This window comes from Microcoleus sp. OTE_8_concoct_300, from assembly GCF_031383065.1.
Taxonomy (GTDB): domain Bacteria; phylum Cyanobacteriota; class Cyanobacteriia; order Cyanobacteriales; family Microcoleaceae; genus Microcoleus.
Genome location: NZ_JANMZH010000182.1, coordinates 22,180 through 46,807, shown reverse-complemented (window position 1 = coordinate 46,807; position 24,628 = coordinate 22,180). Strand labels below are relative to the sequence as shown.

Sequence of the window (24,628 nt, the reverse complement as noted above, 5' to 3'; positions counted from 1 at the left end):
GTTTGCGGACTAATCTTTACCTAAAAATCTCGCTGCTGCCACCTTTGCAGCATACCTCGGCTTACCTCATCTTTCTGAGAAACGCTATATGTTATTCTACCACAAATATAGTCTGTATACTTACGCCGAGCTGTACTAGTTCCTTCAAGATCGTAGCCTCCCGTTTTACAGTCTCGGAACATTTCTTCAATACCCATCCGTTGCTTGTAAGCATCTATAGCTGCCGGCAATGACCCTAAATCTGTGAGTATAAACCACGCTGCATCAACCTTCCATGCCCCGTAGTTTCTTTTCCACTTACAAGCAACATCAAATCCAGTAGCAGGCTGAGTTTTTCTCACTCTTTTACCTTGAAAATATAAAGAAGTTTAAGAGTACTATTCCTAATTCATCTAACCGTTGCCAAACTAAATGTTCCGTTTCGATGCAAGGATTTTTTTTCAGTCTTAAACAAAAAGATACACCCTTTTCCCTCAGCCAGTTTCCCAAATCGACATCACAAAATTCACGGCCTCCTAAAACGATGACTTTATATTCGGAAAATAATGGTAAAACTTGCTGTAAATTGGTTGTTTGTGACTCGAAGTTACTGTTTCCCAATTTGGGCAACAGTGACCAGTATAATGGAATTGCTCTTCGCTCCCAGATCAGGCTAACCATAAACAGATTAATGCGTCCCCATTGACTGCGGTCGATTGCGATTGATAAACGACTACCCACACGGCAATAAGTCATCAACCAATAAGTAATTAATGGGAACCAAATTAGTGAGATAGTTAAGTGAGGCAAATCGAGAAACCTTTGTAGTTTTCTCCGCCGACTTTCTGTTGTAATTGGATAGGGAAATACCCGGGAGAGCCGTTCTAATCTCACTTGTTTTTCTGATTGTATCAAGGGTAAGCTGTTCGACATTCAAACTGCACTATTTGTGGCTCAGACCCCATGCTGTAAGGGGCTCAAGCAATAAATGTAAATGACTAACAGCTTAGCAAGATTTCAATCAGTTTCAATTGAGCTGAACTTAGTTGTTTTTTTAAATGAATGAGGTAGAATGTTGGTATCATTATTGTTTTGGATAGGCAAGCGTGTAACAATTCTGCTGCCTATCTTTTTTTACCACAAGTAGGCTCAATCCTTACTAACTATGGGTTTCAGGCGGGTTGTCACCCCCCCAGATTTCCTTGCATTCTATTTAAAGTAGAGTACCATGATACTTATACCACAGGTAGAATAACCGCCGATACACATGAGACACCAAGCTCAAACGACTGGTCGGGAAACAATAATGGTTAGTGGGTGGCGAAAACCACGAAAAACATAGCTAGGCTGACTAAGGTAAGCCAAAACCAGAAAAGTTAATTTTGGGAAGTTAAAACGTACCGTAGGGCATCCGGTAACATGAGAAGTAATTCTCGAACGCTTGGGGAGATAAAACCCTCTGGGACTAACTAAATTAGGCTCGATATTTGGTTCCTTTGAACGGATATTTGGTTTAAGTATTGCCGCAAGGATAGATAGTTTTAAGGTATGTCGCCAGAACCAAGAATCCCCACGCCTTGAGGCCCGGGAGTGTCAATAAGACAACACAAGGAGCAAATTTGTTCCCACTCGTAAAAATTAGTCAGTAAATATAGCGATCGACCCCATCGCGCCTTCGAGCCCCGACTTCTTTAAGAAATCGGGGCTCTGTTCTGTTTTTTCAGGTGGGCTTACTTATTTGGAGAGACTAGCGAGAATGCTCTCCATCTCAGAAAGCTCGACCGCCCCGGAGAAAGTTTGACCGTTCATAATAAAGAAGGGAGTCCCTTGAATGCCCAGTTGTTGAGCGAGTTGCACGTCTTTGGCAATGGCGGCTTCGGCAGCGGGGCTGTTGCGATCGGTGTTGAATTTATCTAATTTTAGATTGAGCTTTTGGGCGATCGATGCGTACAATGGTTCGCCTAACTGTTTCTGCCCTTCAAACAAAGCGCTGTAATATTCCCAGAATTTGCCCTGCTGTTGGGCAGCCCAAGCTGCTTTAGCTGCTGGCAACGCTTGAGGGTGAATTGAAGTCAAGGGAAAATGCTTGTAAGCTAAAGTAACTTTGTCCTGGTGTTTTGCCATAAACTGCTTGACAGTATCGTGAGCGCGCGCGCAAAACGGACATTGAAAGTCAGAGAATTCTAAAAGTACAATCTGCTGCGAAGCTGAACCCGTGCTGGGAGAATCCCCGATCGCAGATTTGGGATTAGTTTTCATCTCCTGCAAAAATGATTCCTGCGCTGCTTTGAGAGACTGCTGCTGCTGTTGCTGGTACGCTTGTACCGAATCTAAAATTGCTTGCGGGTTTTCGCGGATAATCTGCAAGACTTGCTCTTTCAACTTGGGATCGACGGAATTGCCAGCCGCTGACTGGGCGGGGGAACAACCGATAAATACAAGGCAACCTGCCAGGAGTGCAGCCAAGCAGAAGGCTTGCTGGCTGCGGATTCTTCGCCAAATAGTGGATATGTTCATCTTTTTTGATCATTCACCCGAAAAACGAGCGGGAAGCCCCTGGCTTTAGACATGGGGAGGAACGCGGGTGCGACTTACTTAGTCGCCTAAAAAATATGGCACAGCTTAATACAAAGTGGTATAATTATAACGTGATTAAGAATAACCATCTACGTGTTGAAATAATTTAATAAGGTGAAACTCCTTTCTTTGGTTCGTCTCAGCTTGACTGTAGCCTGACCAAACAAGCAATAGTGAATTATTGAGCGTACCTATCTGGCGTTGTGATGGACTCTGAAAGCATAAACAAACAAACAAAGTATACGCAAGGCTTGGATTTGTCCAATCGCTGAGTGGGTAGAGGTGCATTGATAACGCCTTTGAAAGTCCCTTTGTGGTCTTAATCAAGAATCCCCCCGATTCATCGGTGGGGAGTATCAAGGCAACACTTAATCCTACATTTAATTTTGCGGAGTGTCAGGTGTGTCGCTGTTGACTGCTGTGCAGCTATTTTTATATGTGAGGAATAATTAGTAAGATCAATTCCGTTGCATCGGAATTAATATTACCCGAAATCAGAACACGGCAGTGCCGTTTCCAAAAATTTATTCGGGTGTTGGCACCCGCCACTGCCGTGTCCTCGCTTGTCATTCCGGCGCAGCCGGAATTGATATAATTGTAATCAAAAAGATTTGCAGTCAATAGTGCAAGTGTTTGCTCGACTACTTGCGGTTGTTGAGCCATTTAGCAGCAACTATTCCCAAAATACCCGCAACAACTGGATTACCCAAAAACTTCATCAAACTCGGCTGTTCGGCCAGCACTTCTCGGAAAATATCCGGATGACTGTGATAGGTAAACGAGGCTAGCTTGGTAACATCGTCAGCATTCATGCGGCTGGCGTGGTGGGTAGAAAGCCCTAGCTGCTTTTCCAATTTGCGATCGTCCAATCCTCTCTTGCCCAAATGCTTGAAGAATTCCCGCGCCACGTCGTCACGTTCGTTTGGCTTAATTTGGGCGATCGCCTTTTGCAATTCCGGTTCCAACTGAGCCGGCGGCAGGGAGTCGTGATTCAGGGAACGCCCGAATAATTGTTTGCGCTGATCCGGCGAAGTTCTCTGAGCAAAATCGTCAAAATTTTCGTACTCTTCACCCGTTGTCTCGGGCATCATTTCTCGATTTCCCTGGGCCAAATCCTTCATGATTTGACTCTTGTAATTATCGCTGCTACTCATGGTAACTCTCTTCCAATCTACACAACTGTTCCGTCTCTACTTGAGATTGTTTCGCCTTCAAAAAAACTGCGGAATATTAAACCGTCGCGCGGCTGTAGTTTAAGCTTTCTAACCAGGTCAAGACTTGTATTCAATTTGATTTGATTGCTGGTCGTACTTAGCCGTCAAAATCAGTTTTTTGTCAGGAGCGTAAACCAAAACACTTACATCCTGATTTGGGAAATTGCGGTGAAAACCTTGTGCTAAAGATTTGGCTAAATCTTTCACTTCTGTAGGGCGGACTTGCGGGGTAATTACAACTCCCAATTTGTTATTGTCGCGCACGTAAGCATCCTGAACCAGGCCCTGAGCCGTCAATGTTACCCATTTACCAAAATCTTCACCTGCGGCGGTATTGCCACGTTCTAGCTGGGCGTAACTACCCTGACTGCCGCCAATTGCCACAGGTACATCACTCGGTTTTTGGGCTGAAACGCTGGGCGCGCAGGCAGTAGTAACTGCCAGCATTAATACCAATAGTACGCCCGCAATTATTTTGCGACTCTGCTGCAATAAACTCACCTTTTTTTCCTCCGTTCAGAAAACATTTGGAATACTTGAAAGGGTCAGGTTGCTCGACCCTCTCAATTAGTATTAGGCTTAGTCTAGTTTCTTTTTGAGCTCGTCTTTTACATCTTCGATCGCGTGACCAGCTTCAGCTTTTGCCTGCTTGGCTTTGCCTTCTGCTTTATCCTTCGGGTCGCCAGTAACATTGCCTAGGGCTTCTTGAGCTGCGCCTGCGATGTTGTTGCCAGTTGCCTTTGCTCTATCTTCAGTGCTCATGGGTTTCTCCCTATCTGTATCTAATCAGACATTTTCTACTTAATAGACTCATCATAGGTAACTGGGAGCTGCGTTGCACTCTACCTCTAGGAATAAGAAATGAAGAAAAAATGAAGATGGCAGATGGAAAAGTTATTTTTGCCTCTTGGACGGACTGCGACTTTCATACTTAGCGGTTTTTTTACCGTTTTTGCTGGCTGCAATGAAGTATTTCTGTGAAAAAACTGGTGGATTGTCACCCGTGCGTCCCAGGCAGTCTTTTTTAAACCAAAAATAATTTAAAATTATAATTTTTTTATTTAATTCTGCCTTCTACCTTGTGCCTTCAAAAGGCGAGTGTGGGCAAGACCGCATCTTACCCACACCCTCAAAAAAAATCCTATTAGTTTTAATCAACCTTCTGATGACATTCTGTATCTATTTTCTGCTGAAGTTCTGCTTTCAACTGTTCCACAGCCCGCATAGTTTGATGGTCTTTTTGTTTGTGCTCACCGAGGGCTTTTTCTGTTTCCTCGCCCAGCAATGTTTCCTTTGATTTTGGTAGGCTTACTTGATTCTCGCTGCCTGTGTGGGTCGCGTTTTCTTCAATACTCATTTGTCTTGACCCTCATTGTTGGTTAAATTTATTTTTAACAAGGCTACTTAGAAGTTAACCTTATACTTATAATAAAGCCAATCACGAAGCCTTCCCTCTGCCTGAAGATAGATAGGGACTGGGGAAGAGTTTTGAATTTTAAAGTGAGAGAAATTAGGGTGACTTCCATCTGCTGGAATAAAGATATGGCAAAGGAAGAGGGGGAGAGAGGGAGAGAGGGAGAGAGGAAGAAGGCCGGATTTCGACTTGTTATGCCTTTAAAACTTGCCTCTTGCTTGCCCTCAATTTCTGAATTGTAAAAAACCTACCCTGGAGAGGCAGAGCGGGGGGGGAGAATTTTTCTGCAGCGCGATCGCAATAACTACCTTCAGTCGTTTGTTTGACTTGGCTGTTTCGACATCCGTAAAGATGAAGAGAGGAATAGACGACAGGTTTAGTGCAGACTTAAGTCAGATGTAGCAGTTTGACCGTTAAAATCCACAGGGTGCAGCAATTTCCTAGTTTTGTGGCGATCGGGTTAAATAATCTGCTAAACAAGAGTTAACCTCAAGGCTAAGTTCCTGCAGGATCGAGCTAAAAATTCTGTTATTAGTAAAAATTACCTAAAACCCTATGGGCGCAAGGAGCAGTAACCCCCTCGAAGCAGCCGGCCCGACTCGTGAGCCGATCAAAATAGGCGTGTTACATTCACTGACGGGCACGATGTCCATCAGCGAAATTTCTGTAAAAGATGGGACGCTGTTGGCTGTTGAGGAAATTAATGCGGCGGGAGGGGTACTCGGACGCCCCTTGGAAGCGGTGATAGAAGATGGAGCCAGCGATTTGCAGACTTTTGCTCAAAAAGCTAAGCAATTGCTCCTAGAAGCTCAGGTGGCAGTGGTATTTGGCTGTTGGACTTCGGCGAGCCGCAAAGCTGTACTGCCGGCTTTCGAGCACGGCAGCGGGTTGCTGTTCTATCCGGTGCAGTATGAAGGGCTAGAACAGTGTCCCAATATTTTCTACACGGGTGCTGCCCCGAACCAACAGATTGTGCCTGGGGTGAATTACTTGCTGGCACAGGGGAAGCGGAAAATTTTCCTGTTGGGTTCGGACTATATCTTTCCCCGGACGGCAAATCTGATTGTGAAAGCTCAACTGGCGGCACTGGGGGGAGAGTTGGCGGGGGAAGTGTATCTGCCGCTCGGTTCTAAGGAAGTGGGCGAGGCGATCGCTGATATCTTAGCAGTGAAACCGGATGCTATTCTCAACACTCTCAATGGCGACAGCAATGTGGCTTTTTTCCTTCATCTGCAGGAAGCTGGCTTGAAACCCGAGGATTTGCCGGTGATGTCGGTCAGCGTAGCAGAAGAAGAAGTGCGGGCGATCGGGCCGTCCAATATTGCCGGACATTTGGTGGTTTGGAACTATTTTCAAACGGTGGATACACCGGAAAATCGTAAATTTGTCAAGGCTTATAAAGCTAGATATGGGGAAAATCGAGTCACGGATGACCCGATCGAAGCTGCTTATTTGGGCGTTTACCTGTGGAAGCAAGCAGTAGAAAAAGCTGGTTCGACAGATGTGGTAAAAGTCAGGGCGGCTGCTAAAAATATTGAGTTTGCAGCGCCTTCGGGCAAGGTAAAAATAGATGCCCAAACGCAGCATACCTGGAAAACAGTGCGGATTGGTAAGGTGAGGTTGGACGGTCAAATTGAGGAGATTTGGAATTCGGGCGCACCGGTTCGGCCAGATCCTTTTCTCAAGAGCTATCCTTGGGCGGCGGCACTTGCTCCGAGGCAGATTTCTTTGGGAAGTCGGGCTTCTTTGATCGGGCTGTTTGTCATCTTGGTACTGATAACTTGGATGGCGGTGGGAGTCGGGTGGATGGGTTCTGTGGAGATTAAGAACTATTTGCTGTTAATAAAAACTGCCTCAGCCCCGGCGGGCGTTTCTGAGGCAGCAATGGCGGTGCTGGTGCAGCAAACTCTGGCGGTGGTGAGCCGCACTCAGCACTGGCTGCTGGCGGCTTTGGTTTTGAGTTCGATCGCGGGGATAGTGGGTTTTGTGTCGGTGTCGGCAATTATTCGGAATCTCGGCTTGCTGCGGGAAACTGCTGAACTGATGGCGAGCGGTGATTTGACGGCTCGATCGCCTGTTGTTTCTAGTGACGCGATCGGGGTGCTATCTTCTACTCTCAATACAATGGCTCAGCAAATTAGCAGTTTGCTCAGCGGTTTGGAAGTGCGGCAGCGGCAGCTAGAGGAACGATCGGGGGAATTGGAAGTCGCTAAGAATGCTGCGGAAGCTGCCAACCGGGCCAAAAGCACATTTTTGGCAAATATGACTCACGAGTTGCGGACGCCCTTGAATGCGATTATCGGCTACAGCGAGCTGCTGCAAGAAGAGGCTCTGGAACTCGGCGAAGAAGAGTTTGTGATGGATTTGGCAAGTATTAATATCGCAGGCAAGCAGTTGCTCAACATTATTAGTGACATCCTGGATATTTCTAAAATTGAAGCAGGAAAGATGACTCTTTTCTTGGAGACTGTTGAGGTGTTGAATTTGATCGAGCAGGTTGTCACTACTGTTCAACCCATGGTAGGGAAAAATGGCAATACTTTGATCGTCAATTGCGATCGCAATATTGGCACGATATACGCTGATTCGTCGAAGTTGCGCCAAGCGCTGTTGAATTTGGTGAGCAATGCTGCTAAGTTTACCGATCGAGGCAAAATTACGATTAATGTTTGGAAGGAAGAAGGGGAAGTTTGGCCTCTCGACAATTCCGAAGAACTCTCGGCAGCTCCTTCTCGGTGTCAAATGCCTTCGATCGTGTTTCAAGTCACCGATACCGGCATCGGCATGACTGAGGAGCAGGTGTCGAGGCTGTTCGGAGCTTTCGCCCAAGCGGACGATTCTACTACCCGCAGATACGGCGGCACCGGTTTGGGGCTGACAATTAGCCGGAAGTTTTGCCAGATGATGGGCGGGGACATTACCCTTGAGAGCAAGTTTGATTGCGGTTCTACTTTTACGATCGGGTTGCCGGTTGTGGTAGAAAGCCAGACAGAAGAAACACCAGTGCGATTGCAACCGCTGGATCTGCCCGATGCTGCTACTGTCCTAGTCATTGACGACGATCCAAACGCGCGGGATTTGATGACCCGCTGCTTGTCGAAACAGCGATTTCGGGTGCATTCGTCGGCTAGCGGTGAAGGGGGGCTGCTGTTGGCTAAGCAGTTGCTGCCGGACGCGATTATTCTGGACGTGATGATGCCGAGTATGGACGGCTGGGCGGTGCTGTCGGCGTTGAAAGCTGATCCGGATTTAGCTGATATTCCGGTGATTATGATAACTTTTTTGGACGACAAAAATCATGGTTTGAAATTGGGAGCGGCGGAGTATTTGAGGAAGCCTTTGGATTACAAGCGCTTTGCTGCTTTATTGAGCAAATATCAGAGTCTGGGGAAGTAGTTATATCAATTCCGGTTGCACCGTCAGGTGATTGTTGACTGTTGACTGTTGACCGAAAGCATCCAGGATACAAGCCCCCGAATTTATACGTGGAGAAATAAAAGACGTGTATCCGATGAAACTTGCCCCCCGAATTTATCCGTAGGGTCAATGCTTCAATCTAAAATCTAAAATCTAAAATCTAAAATCGATTGACTGTTGACTGTTGAAGGAGGGGTCGAAAAACTGAATGGTTGAGTGTTAACTGTTGACTCGATTTTATTATTCCGATGCAACCGGAAACGATATTATTAGTCATATCATTTCCGGTTACACCGGAATGATGTTGACTGTTGACTGTTGACTGTTGACTGTTGACGCCGTGAACAGTGAACAGTCAACCGTCAACCGTCAACAGTGAACTCGAAATTACTATTCCGATGCTAACGGATTTGATATCATATCTATTCTGGTTGCACGAGCAAGATATTGTTGACTTTTAATATCATTTCCGGTTACACCGGAATGATGTTGACTGTTGACTGTTGACTGTTGACGCCGTGAACAGTTAACAGTCAACAGTCAACAGTGAACTCGAATTTACTATTCCGATGCTAACGGATTTGATATAACTGTTGGCTGTTGACTAAAATTATGCTTTCCAACTGACTGTTTAGACATTTAAACAATACCGATGCAGTTAGAGAGTCGATGGCAGAGTGTCCCCTACCATCTCTCCTACAAAACCGTGCTTGCGACTTTCACCGCACACGGCTCCTGAGTGATGTAATCAAGGGTTTGGATACAGTACGATCAAATCATGATCTGATTGCTACGGCTTGATAGTTTTCCTTTTACCCCTACATCCCACCATCAGATTTTTCTGTGGCATTAGGCTTTTAGAGGGCTACGAGCGTCTCTATCTTTTACATCGCCCGGCGCTGTCAGCATATCTCTGTCATTACAACAGGGCATTGGCTTCTGCAACCATCCCACACACTCACAGCTTACGGCTAGCAACCTACTTATCTTTAAGGGCTGTGAGAGCTTTACTTCGTTCCGATTACACATTGGTTGAACATGACAGCGTAATGCTTTCCACCGGGTTTTTTGGGCAGTGCTGATAAGTCAATCCGATAATTGCTTATGCCCTATCCTTGCCTTTTGGCTTGGTCAGTCAGCCGTTTGACCATCTATCATAACGGTGGTTCAGACACATTTTTGCTTTCGCTACGCATAAGTTCTGGCTCGACAGCTACCCTATTCGGCTAAGAGTCTTTCTGCCTTTTATCCCCGCTTTATCCTGTTAGTTGCTACCCAACAAAATAGGGGATATGCTTTTACCGCTGCACCTGCGGACTGGGACTTGACTTAATGTCTCACGAGCGAAATGTAATCAGTTATCACTGGCTTCGAGGAGTCAGGCTAACCGTCCCTGGATAGGAGAACCTATCCATTTAGGTTAAACGAATCGCACACCGGAAACGATATCAGTAGTCATTAGCCCTTGAACTCGGAAATGTGAAAGATGAACTGTTAAATATTGTGAACTATTAACAGTTATATCAACCGCGAAGACGCTGAGGACGTTATTAATTGTTGAAATTCTTGCTTGGAGAGTTTTCTGCAGAAGGTCTTCTGCTAAGCTGCTACGCATATAAATTGAATACAGAGACGGGCTCTCCTGCCCGTCCCACAAGAATTGTAGAAAAATAGACTGTCAAATTAGATGCACAACAGCTTATAACTGTTACCACTTACCCAAAATATTTTAATTAATATTTAATCGCTCTCCTGCCAAGGGTTCAGATACTCTTGTTGTAACTAAAAAGTGAGATTTTGTGGATTGAGTAGTTCGCTTTGGCAGCGAGTGCAAATTCTTTGGCTAACCTGTGACCACATTAGGAATAGAGATGTGCAGCGCTTTTTCGCTCGTGCTTTTCGTGACCCAGTTGATCTATTTAACAATGGCGAAAGGATTGTTAGGCGTTGCTGAATCACGGTATGAAAATAGATAAGTTGGAAATTCCGAAGATATTCTGACGCCCTTGTTTCATTTTTTGCAGATTGAGTCGTTCATACCATAAATCAGCAACGCCACTCGGGCGTTGGTTGGGGCATGGTTTGAGTGAAGGTAGGTTACGAGGGTTGATCGCCTGCATCACTCACCACAGTTGCATCGGGTGCTACCGATTCTAGCTCTGGTGGCAGATGATTGGTGATGAAGGAACTCCAGTGAGGTATCCCACCTGAATCAAATTCCATCTGCAAAATTGACGCATTCGGTACTGGAAATCCTCGCGAAAATCCCAAAAGCCGATTCATGGCAACGGCATCAATTACCGTTGGGTTACCCAAAATCTGCCACATCATTGCTTTGATAAAAAATCCATGTGAAAAGACCACTACAAAACCGGATTGTTGTTGTAACTGGTTTAGGAAAGTTCGGACTCGTTCCATCAGTTGAACCAAGGATTCGGCGTTGGTTCCATCGACATATTCAGGGTCGCAGCGGTCCCAGTAAGCTTTGCTCAAAGGTTTGCGAGCCTGGGTTGTGGCTGGTTGGTCGAGCTGTAGGCCCAGATAGGTAAATTCCTGAACTTGCCAAACCTCAACGGGTGTATGTGGAAATTGTTCAATCAATGGTTGAGCAGTGAGCTGTGTTCTGAGATAAGGTGAAGTCACAATCAAGTCTGGAGTTTGTTTAACGGCGGTTGGAATACATCTTGATTGTCGATCGCCCAATTCACTTAAGGCATTTTCATGGGGCCCAATAGTTGCCAACCCAGCATTCGATTGACTTTGACCATGACGAATAATCCAAATGGACACGGTTTGATATTCCCTCTCATTTAACGGTTAAAAATCACTTCTAGGCCCTTGCTGAATCACGGTATGAAAATAGAGAAGTTGGAAATTCTGAAGATGTTCTGAGGCGCTTGTTTCATTTTTTTTAGATTGAGTTCTACCATAAATCAGCAACGCCGATTGTTAAAATTGGCAGGATTAAATAAATCACTTGAGACGATTCTATTGCTCGATCGCATTCCCCAAGAACTTCTCTAAAAATGTTTCATTAGTCATTAGTTAACAGCGAAAAACTAATAACTAATGACTAATGACTAATTAATCTAAGAAGCCCATTAATACCGAGCTATCGTCAATTTCGTTTGAGGCAATAGGGCGGTTTCCTCCCATTGTGGAGTAAACTTCATCAATGTGCAGAGTGCTGATGCCAATAGGGCGGGCACCGGACATACTGAACATTTCGCTGACTTGCATAGCGCTGGATCCGATCGGGCGATTGCCGATTGTAGCCACCACTTCCAAGTCGCTGGATTCGACGGGGCGATTGCCTACAATGCCGTAGGTTTCGCTGATGTGCAGGGTGCTAATGCCGATCGGGCGATCCCCCGAGATCGAGACGATTTCGCTGATGGTAAAATCGTCTGGTCCGACGGGGCGGTTGTCATGCAGGTGTGGTGGCTGATAAAGTTGAATTCCTGTTGCTTTGGCATCCGTGGGTTCTGTCGCTTGGCTTTTAGAACTTGCTTTGCCGCGGCGGGCGATCGCTTTGCCTTTGCCTGTACCTGTGCTGCGCGTATCCATAATTCTTTTCCTCGTTTATTGCTGTTGATTGCTGGGTTCGGACAACTGCTTTTGTGGGCTTTCTGCTTTCTATTTGGGCCGATGATTAAAATAATATTACAAAGTTTAACTATTTTTTTAAATAAATTGCAGAATCTCTGCATTTTTGTTAAGATTTATGGGTAATAGCTACATTTTCCTATGGTAACTGCGGCAGCATCTTTTCAATTGCAAGCGCCCTTCCAGCCCACAGGCGACCAACCGCTAGCGATCGAGCAACTCGTCAAAGGCATCGAAGCGGGCGATCGATTTCAAACCTTACTCGGCGCCACAGGTACGGGCAAAACCTTCTCCATTGCCTCGGTGATTGAAAAAGTCGGCAGACCCACCTTAGTCCTAGCACATAACAAAACCCTGGCAGCTCAACTGTGCAACGAACTGCGAAATTTTTTCCCGAACAATGCAGTTGAATACTTTGTCAGTTATTACGACTACTACCAACCTGAAGCATACATCGCCGTCACGGATACTTTCATTGAGAAGACGGCAGCAATTAACGACGAGATCGATATGCTGCGGCACTCCGCCACGCGATCGCTCTTTGAACGTCGTGACGTGATTGTAGTTGCTTCAATTAGCTGCATCTACGGTTTGGGAATGCCCGCAGAATACCTGAAAGCGGCTATTCCTTTGCGAGTAGGAATGGAAGTCAACCAGCGGCAAGTTTTGCGTGATTTAGTCAACGTCCAATACAGCCGCAACGATATAGATTTAGGCAGAGGCAAATTTCGCGTCAAAGGCGATGTTTTGGAAATCGGCCCTGCTTACGAAGATAGAATTATTCGCGTTGAATTCTTCGGCGACGAAATTGATGCCATTCGCTATGTTGACCCCGTAACAGGTAAAATCCTGCAAAGTTCAACGGCTTTAAATATCTATCCAGCGCGCCACTTTGTCACGGCCGAAGATAAATTAGAGGCAGCTTGCCAAGGAATAGAACTCGAATTAGAAGACCGACTGGCAGAATTTGAAAAAGAGGGTAAACTATTAGAAGCTCAGCGGTTGGAACAGCGCACGCGCTACGATTTGGAAATGCTGCGCGAGGTAGGTTACTGCAACGGAGTCGAGAATTATTCGCGGCATTTAGCAGGGAGAAAGGCCGGGGAACCGCCAGAATGTTTGATTGATTATTTCCCGAAAGATTGGATGTTGGTGATAGATGAATCTCACGTCACAGTGCCGCAAATTCGGGGAATGTACAACGGCGACCAAGCGCGCAAAAAAGTATTGATCGAACACGGTTTCCGCTTGCCCAGCGCTGCAGATAACCGCCCTTTAAAAGCAGAGGAGTTCTGGGCAAAAGAAAATCAGTGCATCTTTGTTTCTGCTACGCCTGGGGATTGGGAAATGGAGATATCTGAAGGCAGAGTTGCAGAGCAAGTAATTCGCCCTACCGGAGTAGTAGATCCGACAATTTTTGTGCGCCCGACGGAAGGACAAATTGACGATTTGTTGGGGGAAATCAAGGAGAGAGTAAGTCGGGATGAGCGAGTTTTGGTGACGACTTTAACGAAGCGGATGGCGGAAGATTTAACGGAATATTTGCAGGAAAGGGGAATTAGAGTGCGGTATTTGCACTCGGAAATTCAGTCGATTCAACGCATCGAAATTATCCAAGATTTGCAGGATGGTAAGTTTGATGTATTGATTGGTGTTAACTTGCTGCGGGAAGGTTTGGATTTGCCGGAAGTTTCGCTGGTGGTAATTTTGGATGCGGATAAAGAGGGGTTTTTGCGATCGGGACGTTCGTTGATTCAAACGATTGGAAGGGCGGCGCGACACGTTCAGGGACAGGCTATTCTGTACGCGGATAATTTGACGGATAGTATGGTTAAGGCGATCGACGAAACGGATCGACGCCGGGGGATTCAGCTAGCGTACAATAAGATGCACGGGATTACGCCGCAGCCGATCGCGAAAAAGCGATCGAGTAATGCGATTTTGGCATTTTTGGATGTGTCGCGCAAGCTGAATTCTCAGCAGTTGGAGGAGGTTTACGAACAGGTGGACGAGTTATCTTTGGATGAGATTCCTCAGTTAATCGGGCGGTTGGAAGCGCAGATGAAGGCGGCGGCTAAGAAGTTGGAGTTTGAGGAGGCGGGTAAATTGCGCGATCGGATCAAGCATTTGCGGGATAAGCTATTGGGACATTAAGGAAGAGTGGGAGGATATGATGTTCGATCGCATTACCTTCGATCCAAAAATTATGGGAGGAAGAACTTGCATTCGAGGAATGCGAATTACTGTTTCTTTGGTAGTGAGTTTAGTAGCAAATGGGATGAGTGTAGAGGAAATTTTGGCAGCTTATCCTTATTTAGAAGCTGAGGATATTAAAGCTAGTCTCCAGTATCAACTCTCAACCTCAATGCTATGAATGCACCCACTCGTTTAGAGTTTCCCATTGCTAAGGCGCAATATCTCTTTAGCAGTGCCACGGAAGCAGGAGTAGGCGGAGATAAGCAGAAATTCTGGCGGGAGGTGATGGGGTTTGAGTCACCGGAGGCGATTCGAGACGCAATTATAGCCCAAATCTCGCTAGAATTGTTACAGCCAGTCGGACAGAATGACTATGGAGAACGCTACCAAGCTATTATTTTAGTTACAGGGCGATCGGGAGTATCTTGGCAAATACGTACAGGCTGGATTGTTTTATCTGGTGAAGATATTGCTAGATTTGTTACCGCATTTCCTCAACGCTTTGGGAGACAGCAATGAGCAAATTTCAGTTATTGGATGCAGTGACTTTAACCGAAGCAGTCGCCCTCGCTGATGGCGAGATTGCACCGCCACAAACAGCCGGGACAATTGTTGAGGTTTTCAAGAAGGGTGAAGCTTATTTAGTAGAATTATTTGGCGGATGGGTGAAAGCTGAAGTTGGCGGGGATTTTGTGCCTGCAACTGAGGATGAACCGGGTGCATTTATGGAAACGATTGGTGTTGAAACAGTTTATCCGCATCAGTTGCAATTAGTAAAATCTGCCGATGAAATGATGGGGATTCGAGAGCATTTACTGTCGGTTTTAAATAATTTACCTGACGAGTTAGTGGCTGAAGTCTGCGATTTTGCGGAGTTTTTGCAGGAAAAACAGCAAAAAGTGCGATCGTATTAGGTAGCTGACTCACAAATTTTCTCTACCTTTTTATTGCCAAGGTCGATCGGGTTTCTTTAATCCGCCACGCAGCATAGGCTAGAACTTCTTTAAAGTCTTCTTCTTCAAGTTCTGGATAAGTTTGGCGTATTCCTGCTGTCGAATAGTGAGACGCCATCATTGAGATGATAGTTTCAACTGGTATGGGTAAGTTGCGAATGCAAGGTTTTCCCGCCATGAATTGTGAATCGGAGGTAATTCTAGTAAATTGCTGGATATCTTCTTTGCTATTGGTTGCACTTTGATTGTCCATAATTACCATTCCAACTCCCGGTATATACCGCACGGGTTCACCAAGTTTCATGGGGTCTACATCTCCCCAATCATAGGGAGGAATTTCATTATCGAGGAGGTAAAGTTGACGCCAAGGCGATTTTGCCAATGCTTCCTCGGAAATGTCAGGAAAAAATATTAGCACTTCTGCGATGCTAACTGGAAAACCATTGAGTTTGCTCAAGCCATCTATAATGGCGGCTAGGACGGATAAGTCTAGATGGTTGAGGTTTTCTGCTTTTTCGATCAGTTGGTATACGGTTTCAGGATTGAGTGTTTCGCCCACAGCTTCGACTAAGTTTTCGGGGGTGAAACCTCGACATTTTAAGTATTCGGCTAGTTGTAAGCGAATTGTACTCATGGGTTTAGTTGAGAAAGATTTTAGGGTGAAGTGCGATCGCCCTTTACCATTGTCGTATTTTTTGGAGGGGAAGGGCGATCGGACTTTTTACCAGCTTCCTAGTTCTTCGGATGAATCTTCCCGTTCCAAGGAGTCCGCTTTTGATGAACCATTGTTATCCCAGGAATCTGACTCGTATTCCCATCCACGGTTTTTATCTTTCCGATCCTCATCCTCAGAGTGTAAGCGTTCTAAGGTAGTCACTCTGTCTTTGAGTTTTTGCAGACCGCGCTGAATGTCCGAGAGTATAAGCTCTTGACTAGGGTATGACCCATAAACCATACGGGCTATCTCCCAACCATGAGGATGATCGAGCAGCTTTTCGAGTAGCGATCGCGGGTGATTGTGTGATATCATTGTTCTAAGTCTGTAAAAAACAGCAGAATCTTTACAGTGGCCTGATGCATACGAGCGCAGCCACTCTCGGATTCGATATTACGAAAAATAGAAAATTAGAGCGTCCTCACGACCTGGCAGTCTGAGGACGTTTTGTTTTCTATTTTAAAACTGTAACACCTTTGATCGGAATTGGCAAGATTACGTGCAGGAGTCTGTCGCAAAAATAAGTGCACGACCGAAAGTGTAATACCTTATAAATGACATACCTTTTAGATACTTAAAAAAATAACCTTCTAAATATATAACCATACTTACGCATCAAGTGCATATTACCTAGACATCAAGTGCATATGTTAACATATGCACTTGATGCACATTATACTCATGCACATAAAACATATGTCGATCAAGAAAAATCACCAAGATGACGGGGAAGACTGGGATGAGTTGCTAACAGAGAAGATTTTTTTGGGGCATGACTTGCCTAAACAGCCCCCCCAGCCCACGGATAAGAATCCCAAAAATGACTCACCCTTGCCGCTTGTCCATTCAGACCTGGACGAGTATGGTCTAGACCCCTACGAGTTCCGGCTCTATGCCCATGTGGTTCGCAGGACAGGAGGAAAGCTCCACGGTGAGTGTTTTGCTAAACTGAAGAAAACAGCAGAAATATGCCACATGAGCGTCAGAAAAGCCCAATATGCCCTAAAAACTCTATGTGATGCCGGTTTAATACTGAAGGAACAGCGTAGGGGACGTACTGACGTGTACAGACTAACTCCCAAAAGCAACTGGAAGCCAAAAGAAGAACTCAAGCAGATTCGACAGAAAGCCAAAGAGTCTAAAGTTGAGGACTCAGAAGAAGAGTAAAATGCCAACAAGCTAAACCGTGGTACGGGCGGGGCGCCCGTACATGATCTGCGGTTAAAATATTCGTAGGATAAATTAAGAGTTACGTGCGATCGTCCTTAACACCCTTAGTTTAAGGATAAAAATTAGGGGTAAATGTCAGGGGATAAATTAAGAGTTAGGTGCGATCGTCCAAAACACGACCAAAACCAACTACTTGCTCAATACCGCAGCATCGGTACTGCTAGCAAAAGCCGGACTAATAAACTCCTCCTTCTCTTCCAGCGTGATGTAACCCTTATCTACAGCTAGCTGCATCACTTCCTCAAGAAAACCTCTGAGCACATCTAATACTTGAGTGCGATCGAATTCAAAATGCTTTTCCCAGCAGGAAGTCCCAAACTTTCTCAAAGTACAGCTAATGCGATCGTCTGTGGGTACTAACTTGATAGTTAGCGTACAACTTTCAGAAAAATCTATTTCTATTGGCTTACCTTGTGACAGTTTCCTAATTTGTTCTGGCAGATTATCGTCCAAAATCATACAGATATCAGGATCTAAAAATACCTGTATTCTCTCATCACCTATTTCTATTGATACTTTATGATCGTACTCAAAACAAAAACGCCGGATAGCCATTTCAAAATGAGTAAGTTCTCCCAATGGATCTTCGGGAGGATCTGCGTAATTTTCTAAAAAACGTTCTCCTAATTGAAAATTAAATTTTTGACTGTTATTCATACTCGCTCCTCCTATGTAATTATGAAAAAGTTGAACTCTTTACTACAGGATAACCGTACTTCAGTGTGCCATCAGGCTTTCTTTTTATTTTCGCGCAAGTAACACTCTCGGTTATCGTTCCATCAGGATGGTAAACTCTACCGATGGCACGTTGAAAATCAATGATATATTTACCGGAATATTTGGGTATCAATTGCTCGGCATTTATCCAATCATGAGGATTTAACCACTGTCCTTGATCCTTGTTGGTGCTTGTCGATCTTCCCATAAGTTCATGGGGTTTAAGTTGGGGGCCGTGATGACGAGCAATATGGTCGTAAGCTTTCGTTGATTTAGGATTGTTCCATTGGGGTTCTGGTCCTCTACCTGTCCATTCACAGCCGCTGCCCACTTCTACGCTTGAGTCTATTATATCCTGTTCTATAATTTCTACCACTTCGGTATCTTTTTTAATTGGTACAACATACATAATATAAAAAAGTGGTAAGTTGGGCGAAGTGAAACGTAGGCTTCGTTACCTCAACCCAACCTACTAATAAACTTACGGTGTCGGATTCGGATACTTAGCGTGCACCGCATTGATTTTCGCTACGATCTCCTTCTCCAAATTCACCTCCAAACTACCGATATTTTCCTCCAACTGTTCGAGGCTGGTTGCACCGATAATTGTGCTAGTTACAAACCAGCGCGATCGCACATATGCCAAAGCCATCTGCGCCGGACTTATCCCATGTTTCCCCGCAATCTCAACATACGCTTTCACCGCCTCATTCAGATTAGTTTTATCGTAACGCTGACCAAATCCAGCGAATAAAGCCAACCTAGAATTTTCGGGAATTCCATTCAAGTATTTACCCGTTAACAGCCCAAATCCCAAAGGACTGTAAGCCATCAATCCCACATTTTTAAAGCGGCAAGTTTCTGCTAAATTTAGGTGAAATGTGCGATTGGTCAAACTGAAAGCATTCTGAATCGAAACAACTTTCGGCAAACCGTGTTTTTCAGCCAACGTGCAAAACTCGCAAACTCCCCAAGGCGTCTCGTTACTCAAACCCAAATAGCGGATTTTGCCAGCTTTAATCAAGTCCGCAAATACCTCTAACTGTTCCAAAATCGGCACTGTTTCGCGTTCTTGGGCGATGTCGTAATCCGGCGCGCCAAATAAGGGCACGTAGCGATCGGGCCAGTGGATCTGATAGAGGTCAATGTAGTCAGTTTGCAAGCGCTTCAGGCTATCATTCAGGGCTTTTTCGACATTTGGGCGATCGATCTGATTTTTCCCTTCCCGAATCCACTTCAATCGAGTGCTTCTGCCCGCCACTTTAGTCGCTATAATGACTTTATCCCGCTCCTGTTTCGCCAACCATTCGCCGATATATTCCTCTGTTTTTCCCTGAGTTTCCGGTTTTCCAGGGACGGGATACATTTCTGCCGTATCGATAAAGTTGATTCCTCTATCAATTGCCAAATCGAGCTGTTGGGCCGCTTCTGCAACGGTGTTCTGCTGGCCGTAAGTCATCGTACCCAAACAAATTTCAGATACAGATAAGTCGCTGTCGCCGAGTTTTTTGTATTCCATGATTTCCCTTACCGTAAAAATAGCTTATTCTATATTAACGAAAAACTTTTATTTAGTTGAAGGCGCGCCCAATAATATACTTCTTGCATAAATCTTTGATAGATATGGTCAACCGCAGATATAAGGCAGATAAACACAGATGAACGCAGATAATTTCCTGATGGGAAAGCTTGGAAGTGCAATAAGTCTACTCTCCCTCGATCCTCTTTTCCTCTGCGCTCTCTGCGCCCTCTGCGGTTAAAAATAATTAAAAAATATCCGCACTTAAATGTTAATATAAATAATTCGTATTCCTCTGATGTATGAGTAGTCGCCCGCCAAAAGTTCCATTTGTCAACCTCTCCCTGCAACACCAGCCAATCCAATCCCAAATAGAACAAGTAATGGGAAAAATTATTGAGCAAGGAGACTTTATTTTAGGTCAAGCACTCGCGGAATTTGAAACAGCATTTGCAGCAGCTTCTGGAGTAAAATACGGTGTAGGAGTGGCTTGCGGAACAGATGCGATCGCTCTGGGACTCCAAGCTTGCGGCATTAATCCGGGCGACGAAATTATCATACCCGCTAACACTTTTATCGCCACCGCGATCGCCGTCCTCCAAGCCAAAGCTATACCTATTCTTGTAGATTGCGACCCGGAAACCGCCCTGATTGACCTCACAGCAGCCTCCACAGCAGTTACCTCGAAAACTAAAGCAATTATCCCCGTACACCTCTACGGTCAAATGGTATCGCCTGGGCAGCTTTTAGATTTTGCGAACCGCCACGATTTAATCATATTTGAAGATGCCGCCCAAGCACACTTAGCCCACAGAGAAGGATACCGCGCGGGTTCCATTGGAAAAGCAGCAGCATTCAGCTTTTATCCCAGCAAAAACCTCGGTTCTTTTGGCGACGGCGGGATGTTAATTACTAACGATGCAAAGCTGGCAGACAAAATGCGAACTCTCCGCAATTACGGAGCACCCAGTAAATATTTACACACAGACATCGGTACCAACAGCCGCCTCGACAATTTGCAAGCCGCCGTGCTCAACGTTAAATTGCCTTACTTAGAAAAATGGAATCGCGATCGCACCGCCGCCGCCCAATACTACGATACTCTACTAGAACCCCTGAAACACAAAGGCATTGTACCGATCGCCAACCACAGCAGCAGCGGTCACATTTATCACCTCTATGTGATCCAAATTACTGAGGAAAGCTCGATCGACCGCAACACCCTTCAGGAAAAACTCGCCCAAGACGGGATTCAAACAGGTATACACTATCCCGTACCTTGTCACCTGCAACCCGCCTACCAAAACTTAGGGAATCGGGGCGACTTCCCCCACGCAGAAACCCTGTGCCAACAAATTTTATCATTGCCGATTTATCCCGGATTGAGCAATACTCAGATTGAGGAGGTAGTTGGGGCGATCGCACTATCATTGAATTGCTAATTGTTCATAAAATTTATGCTGCAAATGTTTCAAGCAGTAGAGTGCGGTTCTCAAAGTGTTTTTGTGGAGAATTAACAAATCTTTAACTCACAGTTCAAAACCGCAAAGCGTTGCGAATCCAGCGCGGCCATCTCAAAACTTCTCAAACCATGCACATCCAGCGCAGAATTCGCATTGTTTTCAAGCGATACCTCCTGGGGAAAGGTATCACGGTACTCCTAGTGCTGCTGTACGCCCCCCTGCTAGTACACTGGTACGACGGCTGGTTGAACAAAAACATCAGCCTCGAACACGAATATTTCAGCCACGGACTAATTGGTTTGCCCTACGCAGCTTATATTGCTTGGACGAACCGAAAGTGCTGGCGCCGCTTGCCCAACTCACCGCATCCTTTGGGAGGCTTTTTGCTGGTAATAGCGACTCTTTTTTATCTGAGTCGCTTGAGCGATTTAGTAAATTTATCCCTAGGAGTAATGCTAGCCAGCATTTGCTTATCTTTAAAAGGAATTCCCGGCTTGCAATTGCAGGCGATGCCACTTTTATTCGTATTTCTTGCCTCACCAAACCACATTCCTTACCTCATAGAACCCTACGCCTTGCCGTTGCAGCAATTCATTGCTCAAACATCAGGCTTGATATTAATTAACGTTGGTCTCAACGTGAGAGTGGAAGAAATTTATCTGTACGTAAATGATCGCATTGTAGAAGTTGCTCCCCACTGTGCAGGCTTGAAAATGCTGTTTACCAGTCTTTACGTCAGCTTAATTCTGCTGGATTGGACGGGAGTTTGGAGTTCCCACAAAAGAAGCATTTTGTTTTTAGTGAGTACATCTATAATTAGCATTACTTCCAACATTTTCCGCAACACTTTGCTAACTTACTTTCACGGAACCGAGAGAGAGGGGCTTTTTACTTGGCTGCACGCCGGATGGGGCGGAGACTTGTATTCTGCTTGTATACTAGGCTTATTGGTACTTCTCCTCAACGGGGTGGAAAAGTATTTCCCAAGCCAGTCTGGCAATTAATGAAACAGATGATTTCAGCACGGAAATTACTGCGGCGGTATCAATTATCTAAAATTATGATACTGGTGTTTTTGCTGGTATTGGTTGGGACAGTAGCAATTCCCGGCTACGCGACGGGAAGGTGGCCTTGGACAAACCCGCCACCAGTTGCCAACCTCAAGCAATTAAGAAGTTTGCGCCAAAACGGGATGATAATTCCCGGGTGGGAGGTGAGCCGCCTCCAGAATAACGTGCAAATTGGCGGTCACAGATGGTTAGTTGAAGAAATTAAAAATGATCAAACAATTGCCCTTTTATTGCTGTTGCCTCAAAATAGCCCCAAAAACCAGCCCCAAGTAGAATGGCTAGATATCGATGGATTTCATCGGTGGCAAACAGATTCTCATCGCACTTTGAGGTTTACAGTTAAATTAGAGCCAATACCCGACAAGCCACCGCCTACTGTCGAGGCCCGGTTTTTCCGAAGCTGGACTCCCGAACAAACTTTTGCTGTCCTGCAGTGGTACGCTTGGGCTAACGGGGGTTCTCCAACAACCAGCCGCTGGTTTTGGGAAGACAGTATTGCTAGACTCTGGAACCGCCGCGCCTCTTGGGTTGCTGTCAGTATCATCATTCCCATTCAACCGCAGGGCGACATTAAGATAGCTCAACCATTGCTCGAATCTCTCGGCAAAATTGTTCAGGCTAAATTAATTGCAGAAACTTTTCGGTTTGAGTAAGTAGGTAGGTGTAAATAAATCGGGCTACGGGGTGCGCGGGTTTTGCCACAATAAACTGCCTCCTAGTAAATATCCGGCTTCAACCCGGTCCTACAATATCTTATTGTTTTTTCGCGCCACTCTACTTAGATGAAACTTAAAAGTCAGCTAATTATTCAAAATATTTCTGTTTTTAATTCTCCCAAAATGCGAGTAAAATCCACAATTAAAAATCGCGTTGCTGTTTCCTTGGCAGGCTTGTATTCAGCTGCTTGGACTCTATCTTTTGCTGCTGTATTCTGGGGCTTTAACAGCAAAATTTTTTCGGAAACTGCTTTAGCTCAATCTGTTGTTCCAAGAGACGAGCGCATCGTGCCACCACCGCCACCTGCCAATTTCAACCAGGAAATTAACCCAGCTTTTCGGAATCGGCCCTACCGCCTGGGCCCGGGAGACCAGATTTCTATTCAAGTTCAGCGCTTCCCAGAGCTAAATTTTACAGGTGCAATCAGCCCTGAAGGGGTAATTGTACTGCCGCTAATCGGAACAGTAAATGTGCGCGGTCTCACAGTCGAAGAATCACAGCAGCGCCTCCGGGAGCGCTTTTCCCAATTTATCAAAAATCCTCAAGTCTCGACTGCTTTGCTGGTTCAGCGCCCTGTAGTGGTGACGGTGACGGGGGAAGTGGCGAGACCGGGTTTTTATCCGCTGCAAACCCCCCAGCTTCCGGCGGCTCTGGTGGCTGCTGCTGGGACTACTCCTACGGCGGAACTGCGGGCGGTGCGGGTGCGGCGGACTCTGCCGTCCGGTGCTGTCGCCGAGCAAATTGTTGATATTTTGACACCGCTGCAAACTGGTATTGCTCCGCCGGATTTGCGTTTGGAAGATGGAGATGCGATCGTCGTACCGTATAAACAGGTTATGCCCGTGAGCAAGTCAGATCAAGATTTAGCATCTAGGTACAGCCTAGCTGCTGCCGCTGTCCCCGTCCAAATCACTGTCACTGGAGAAGTCAGCAAACCTGGTTTTTACACGCTTCCGGCGGGTTCTGGTCGAATTTCGGCTGCTTTGGTGGTGGCGGGGGGAGTCACGGGAAAAGCCGATTTGCGGGCGGTGCGAGTGCGACGGACTACGGTGGACGGCTCGTCGGTGGAGGAACCCATCGACCTCTACACTCCCCTAGCAAAGGCTAACGATTTGTTCGATTTTCCTTTGGCATCGGGAGATGTGATTATCATCCCGGAATTGGACCCTAGTACCAAAAACCTAGACTATGACAAAGGTCTGGTGGCGCGGTCTACCCTGATTAAGCCTAGGATCTACATTCGAGTTTTGAGTTACGCTAGTGGTGGTTTGACCTCGTTCTACGTAGAAAATGGCAGCAAGTTTTTGGATGCTCTCAACAACTTGCCTGTTAATCTTGCTGACTTGCGGAAAATAGCCCTGATTCGGTTCGACGAAAAGCAAGGTAGAGCAATCAACCGTTCCATAGATGCTAAAGCTGCTTTGGAGGGGAATGTTTCTCAGAACCCGATGCTCGAAGATAATGATGTAATTGTGATTGGTAGGAATCTCGTAGAGCGCATTGGTTATGTAATCAATAGTTTTACTCGGCCATTCCGCGATTCTTTGGGATTTATACTGTTCTTTGAGCAGTTAAGAAATGGGGTGACAAATCTGTTCGGCCCGTCACCTAATGATAGGTAGTCATACCATTTTTGATTTGCGATTTTCGATTGGTAATGACTTATGACTACCAGGGTTGGAAGCTTGCTTAAAGTTGCTTTTTTTTTACTGGCAGCAGTAGTTATTAGTTATTAGTCATTAGTCATTAGTCATTAGTCATTAGTCATTAGTCATTAGTCATCAGTCATTAGTTATGAATTATCGTTAAGAATTAGCCAGCTAAAATCTAAAATCTAAAAT

The 24,628-nt window shown here is 45.5% G+C and carries 24 protein-coding genes; 10 read left to right on the top strand and 14 right to left on the bottom strand.

What is annotated here, in order from left to right:
- Window positions 1-20 precede the first annotated feature (20 nt).
- From ACUVJL_RS09070 to ACUVJL_RS09040, 7 genes are all read right to left on the bottom strand, one after another.
- Complete coding sequence (locus ACUVJL_RS09070) at window positions 21-341, bottom strand: hypothetical protein (RefSeq protein ID WP_445245538.1); 321 nt, start codon at window positions 339-341, stop codon at window positions 21-23.
- 4 nt (window positions 342-345) lie between these two features.
- A complete protein-coding gene (locus ACUVJL_RS09065) occupies window positions 346-912 on the bottom strand; it encodes a hypothetical protein (RefSeq protein ID WP_445245537.1) in 567 nt (188 codons plus the stop codon).
- A gap of 801 nt (window positions 913-1,713) precedes the next feature.
- Window positions 1,714-2,496 (bottom strand): DsbA family protein, encoded by a 783-nt coding sequence (locus ACUVJL_RS09060; protein WP_445245536.1) that lies wholly within the window; start codon window positions 2,494-2,496, stop codon window positions 1,714-1,716.
- Between the two features lie 701 nt (window positions 2,497-3,197).
- A complete protein-coding gene (locus ACUVJL_RS09055) occupies window positions 3,198-3,710 on the bottom strand; it encodes a hypothetical protein (protein WP_445245535.1) in 513 nt (170 codons plus the stop codon).
- 117 nt (window positions 3,711-3,827) lie between these two features.
- On the bottom strand, window positions 3,828-4,271 hold the full coding sequence (locus ACUVJL_RS09050; protein WP_445245534.1) for a hypothetical protein: 444 nt from the start codon (window positions 4,269-4,271) through the stop codon (window positions 3,828-3,830).
- Between the two features lie 78 nt (window positions 4,272-4,349).
- Window positions 4,350-4,532 (bottom strand): CsbD family protein, encoded by a 183-nt coding sequence (locus tag ACUVJL_RS09045; protein WP_006632074.1) that lies wholly within the window; start codon window positions 4,530-4,532, stop codon window positions 4,350-4,352.
- A 388-nt stretch (window positions 4,533-4,920) separates the two neighbouring features.
- On the bottom strand, window positions 4,921-5,127 hold the full coding sequence (locus ACUVJL_RS09040) for a hypothetical protein (protein ID WP_445245533.1): 207 nt from the start codon (window positions 5,125-5,127) through the stop codon (window positions 4,921-4,923).
- A 612-nt stretch (window positions 5,128-5,739) separates the two neighbouring features.
- Between ACUVJL_RS09040 and urtA the strand changes: the two genes are divergently transcribed.
- Window positions 5,740-8,580: an urea ABC transporter substrate-binding protein gene (gene urtA / locus ACUVJL_RS09035; RefSeq protein WP_445245532.1), complete on the top strand. Its 2,841-nt coding sequence runs from the start codon at window positions 5,740-5,742 to the stop codon at window positions 8,578-8,580.
- A 2,118-nt stretch (window positions 8,581-10,698) separates the two neighbouring features.
- On the opposite strand, the gene ACUVJL_RS09030 is transcribed toward urtA, so the two are convergent.
- Both ACUVJL_RS09030 and ACUVJL_RS09025 read right to left on the bottom strand, forming a co-directional pair.
- On the bottom strand, window positions 10,699-11,391 hold the full coding sequence (locus ACUVJL_RS09030) for a histidine phosphatase family protein (RefSeq protein ID WP_445245531.1): 693 nt from the start codon (window positions 11,389-11,391) through the stop codon (window positions 10,699-10,701).
- Between the two features lie 294 nt (window positions 11,392-11,685).
- Window positions 11,686-12,168, bottom strand: a complete 483-nt coding sequence (locus tag ACUVJL_RS09025) for a hypothetical protein (RefSeq protein WP_445245530.1) — start codon at window positions 12,166-12,168, stop codon at window positions 11,686-11,688.
- Between the two features lie 180 nt (window positions 12,169-12,348).
- Here ACUVJL_RS09025 and uvrB point away from each other — a divergent pair, with 180 nt between their 5' ends.
- Genes uvrB through ACUVJL_RS09005 form a run of 4 tightly spaced genes read left to right on the top strand, consistent with a single transcriptional unit; the run spans window position 12,349 to window position 15,317 of the window.
- Window positions 12,349-14,361, top strand: a complete 2,013-nt coding sequence (uvrB, locus tag ACUVJL_RS09020) for an excinuclease ABC subunit UvrB (RefSeq protein WP_445245529.1) — start codon at window positions 12,349-12,351, stop codon at window positions 14,359-14,361.
- Between the two features lie 16 nt (window positions 14,362-14,377).
- A complete protein-coding gene (locus ACUVJL_RS09015) occupies window positions 14,378-14,581 on the top strand; it encodes a DUF433 domain-containing protein (RefSeq protein ID WP_445245528.1) in 204 nt (67 codons plus the stop codon).
- Window positions 14,578-14,922 carry a DUF6883 domain-containing protein gene (locus ACUVJL_RS09010; RefSeq protein WP_190735551.1) on the top strand — a complete coding sequence of 115 codons (345 nt, stop codon included), beginning with the start codon at window positions 14,578-14,580 and terminating at the stop codon, window positions 14,920-14,922. Before ACUVJL_RS09015 ends, ACUVJL_RS09010 begins: the two co-directional genes overlap by 4 nt.
- Window positions 14,919-15,317: a DUF2281 domain-containing protein gene (locus ACUVJL_RS09005; RefSeq protein WP_445245527.1), complete on the top strand. Its 399-nt coding sequence runs from the start codon at window positions 14,919-14,921 to the stop codon at window positions 15,315-15,317. Before ACUVJL_RS09010 ends, ACUVJL_RS09005 begins: the two co-directional genes overlap by 4 nt.
- Window positions 15,318-15,339: 22 nt before the next feature.
- On the opposite strand, the gene ACUVJL_RS09000 is transcribed toward ACUVJL_RS09005, so the two are convergent.
- Both ACUVJL_RS09000 and ACUVJL_RS08995 read right to left on the bottom strand, forming a co-directional pair.
- A complete protein-coding gene (locus ACUVJL_RS09000; RefSeq protein WP_445245526.1) occupies window positions 15,340-15,990 on the bottom strand; it encodes a DUF433 domain-containing protein in 651 nt (216 codons plus the stop codon).
- Window positions 15,991-16,077: 87 nt separating this feature from the next.
- Window positions 16,078-16,386 carry a hypothetical protein gene (locus ACUVJL_RS08995; protein WP_445245525.1) on the bottom strand — a complete coding sequence of 103 codons (309 nt, stop codon included), beginning with the start codon at window positions 16,384-16,386 and terminating at the stop codon, window positions 16,078-16,080.
- Window positions 16,387-16,767: 381 nt separating this feature from the next.
- On the opposite strand from ACUVJL_RS08995, the gene ACUVJL_RS08990 reads away from it, so the two are divergent.
- Complete coding sequence (locus tag ACUVJL_RS08990; protein WP_445245524.1) at window positions 16,768-17,238, top strand: helix-turn-helix domain-containing protein; 471 nt, start codon at window positions 16,768-16,770, stop codon at window positions 17,236-17,238.
- A 192-nt stretch (window positions 17,239-17,430) separates the two neighbouring features.
- On the opposite strand, the gene ACUVJL_RS08985 is transcribed toward ACUVJL_RS08990, so the two are convergent.
- From ACUVJL_RS08985 to ACUVJL_RS08975, 3 genes are all read right to left on the bottom strand, one after another.
- Complete coding sequence (locus ACUVJL_RS08985) at window positions 17,431-17,958, bottom strand: hypothetical protein (RefSeq protein WP_445245523.1); 528 nt, start codon at window positions 17,956-17,958, stop codon at window positions 17,431-17,433.
- Between the two features lie 19 nt (window positions 17,959-17,977).
- Window positions 17,978-18,427, bottom strand: a complete 450-nt coding sequence (locus ACUVJL_RS08980; RefSeq protein WP_445245522.1) for a hypothetical protein — start codon at window positions 18,425-18,427, stop codon at window positions 17,978-17,980.
- A 72-nt stretch (window positions 18,428-18,499) separates the two neighbouring features.
- The gene (locus ACUVJL_RS08975) at window positions 18,500-19,537 is read right to left on the bottom strand and encodes an NADP(H)-dependent aldo-keto reductase (protein WP_445245521.1); all 1,038 of its coding nucleotides are present in this window, start codon (window positions 19,535-19,537) and stop codon (window positions 18,500-18,502) included.
- A gap of 302 nt (window positions 19,538-19,839) precedes the next feature.
- On the opposite strand from ACUVJL_RS08975, the gene ACUVJL_RS08970 reads away from it, so the two are divergent.
- The 4 genes from ACUVJL_RS08970 to ACUVJL_RS08955 all read left to right on the top strand — a co-directional run bounded on the left by ACUVJL_RS08970 (window position 19,840) and on the right by ACUVJL_RS08955 (window position 24,409).
- Window positions 19,840-20,979, top strand: a complete 1,140-nt coding sequence (locus ACUVJL_RS08970) for a DegT/DnrJ/EryC1/StrS family aminotransferase (protein ID WP_445245520.1) — start codon at window positions 19,840-19,842, stop codon at window positions 20,977-20,979.
- 149 nt (window positions 20,980-21,128) lie between these two features.
- Window positions 21,129-22,004: a cyanoexosortase B gene (gene crtB, locus ACUVJL_RS08965; RefSeq protein WP_445245540.1), complete on the top strand. Its 876-nt coding sequence runs from the start codon at window positions 21,129-21,131 to the stop codon at window positions 22,002-22,004.
- Window positions 22,004-22,723, top strand: coding sequence for a cyanoexosortase B system-associated protein (locus ACUVJL_RS08960; protein ID WP_445245519.1), 720 nt, complete (start codon window positions 22,004-22,006; stop codon window positions 22,721-22,723). The genes crtB and ACUVJL_RS08960 overlap by 1 nt, the downstream gene beginning before the upstream one ends.
- A 129-nt stretch (window positions 22,724-22,852) precedes the next feature.
- The gene (locus ACUVJL_RS08955) at window positions 22,853-24,409 is read left to right on the top strand and encodes a polysaccharide biosynthesis/export family protein (RefSeq protein ID WP_445245518.1); all 1,557 of its coding nucleotides are present in this window, start codon (window positions 22,853-22,855) and stop codon (window positions 24,407-24,409) included.
- Window positions 24,410-24,628 lie beyond the last annotated feature (219 nt).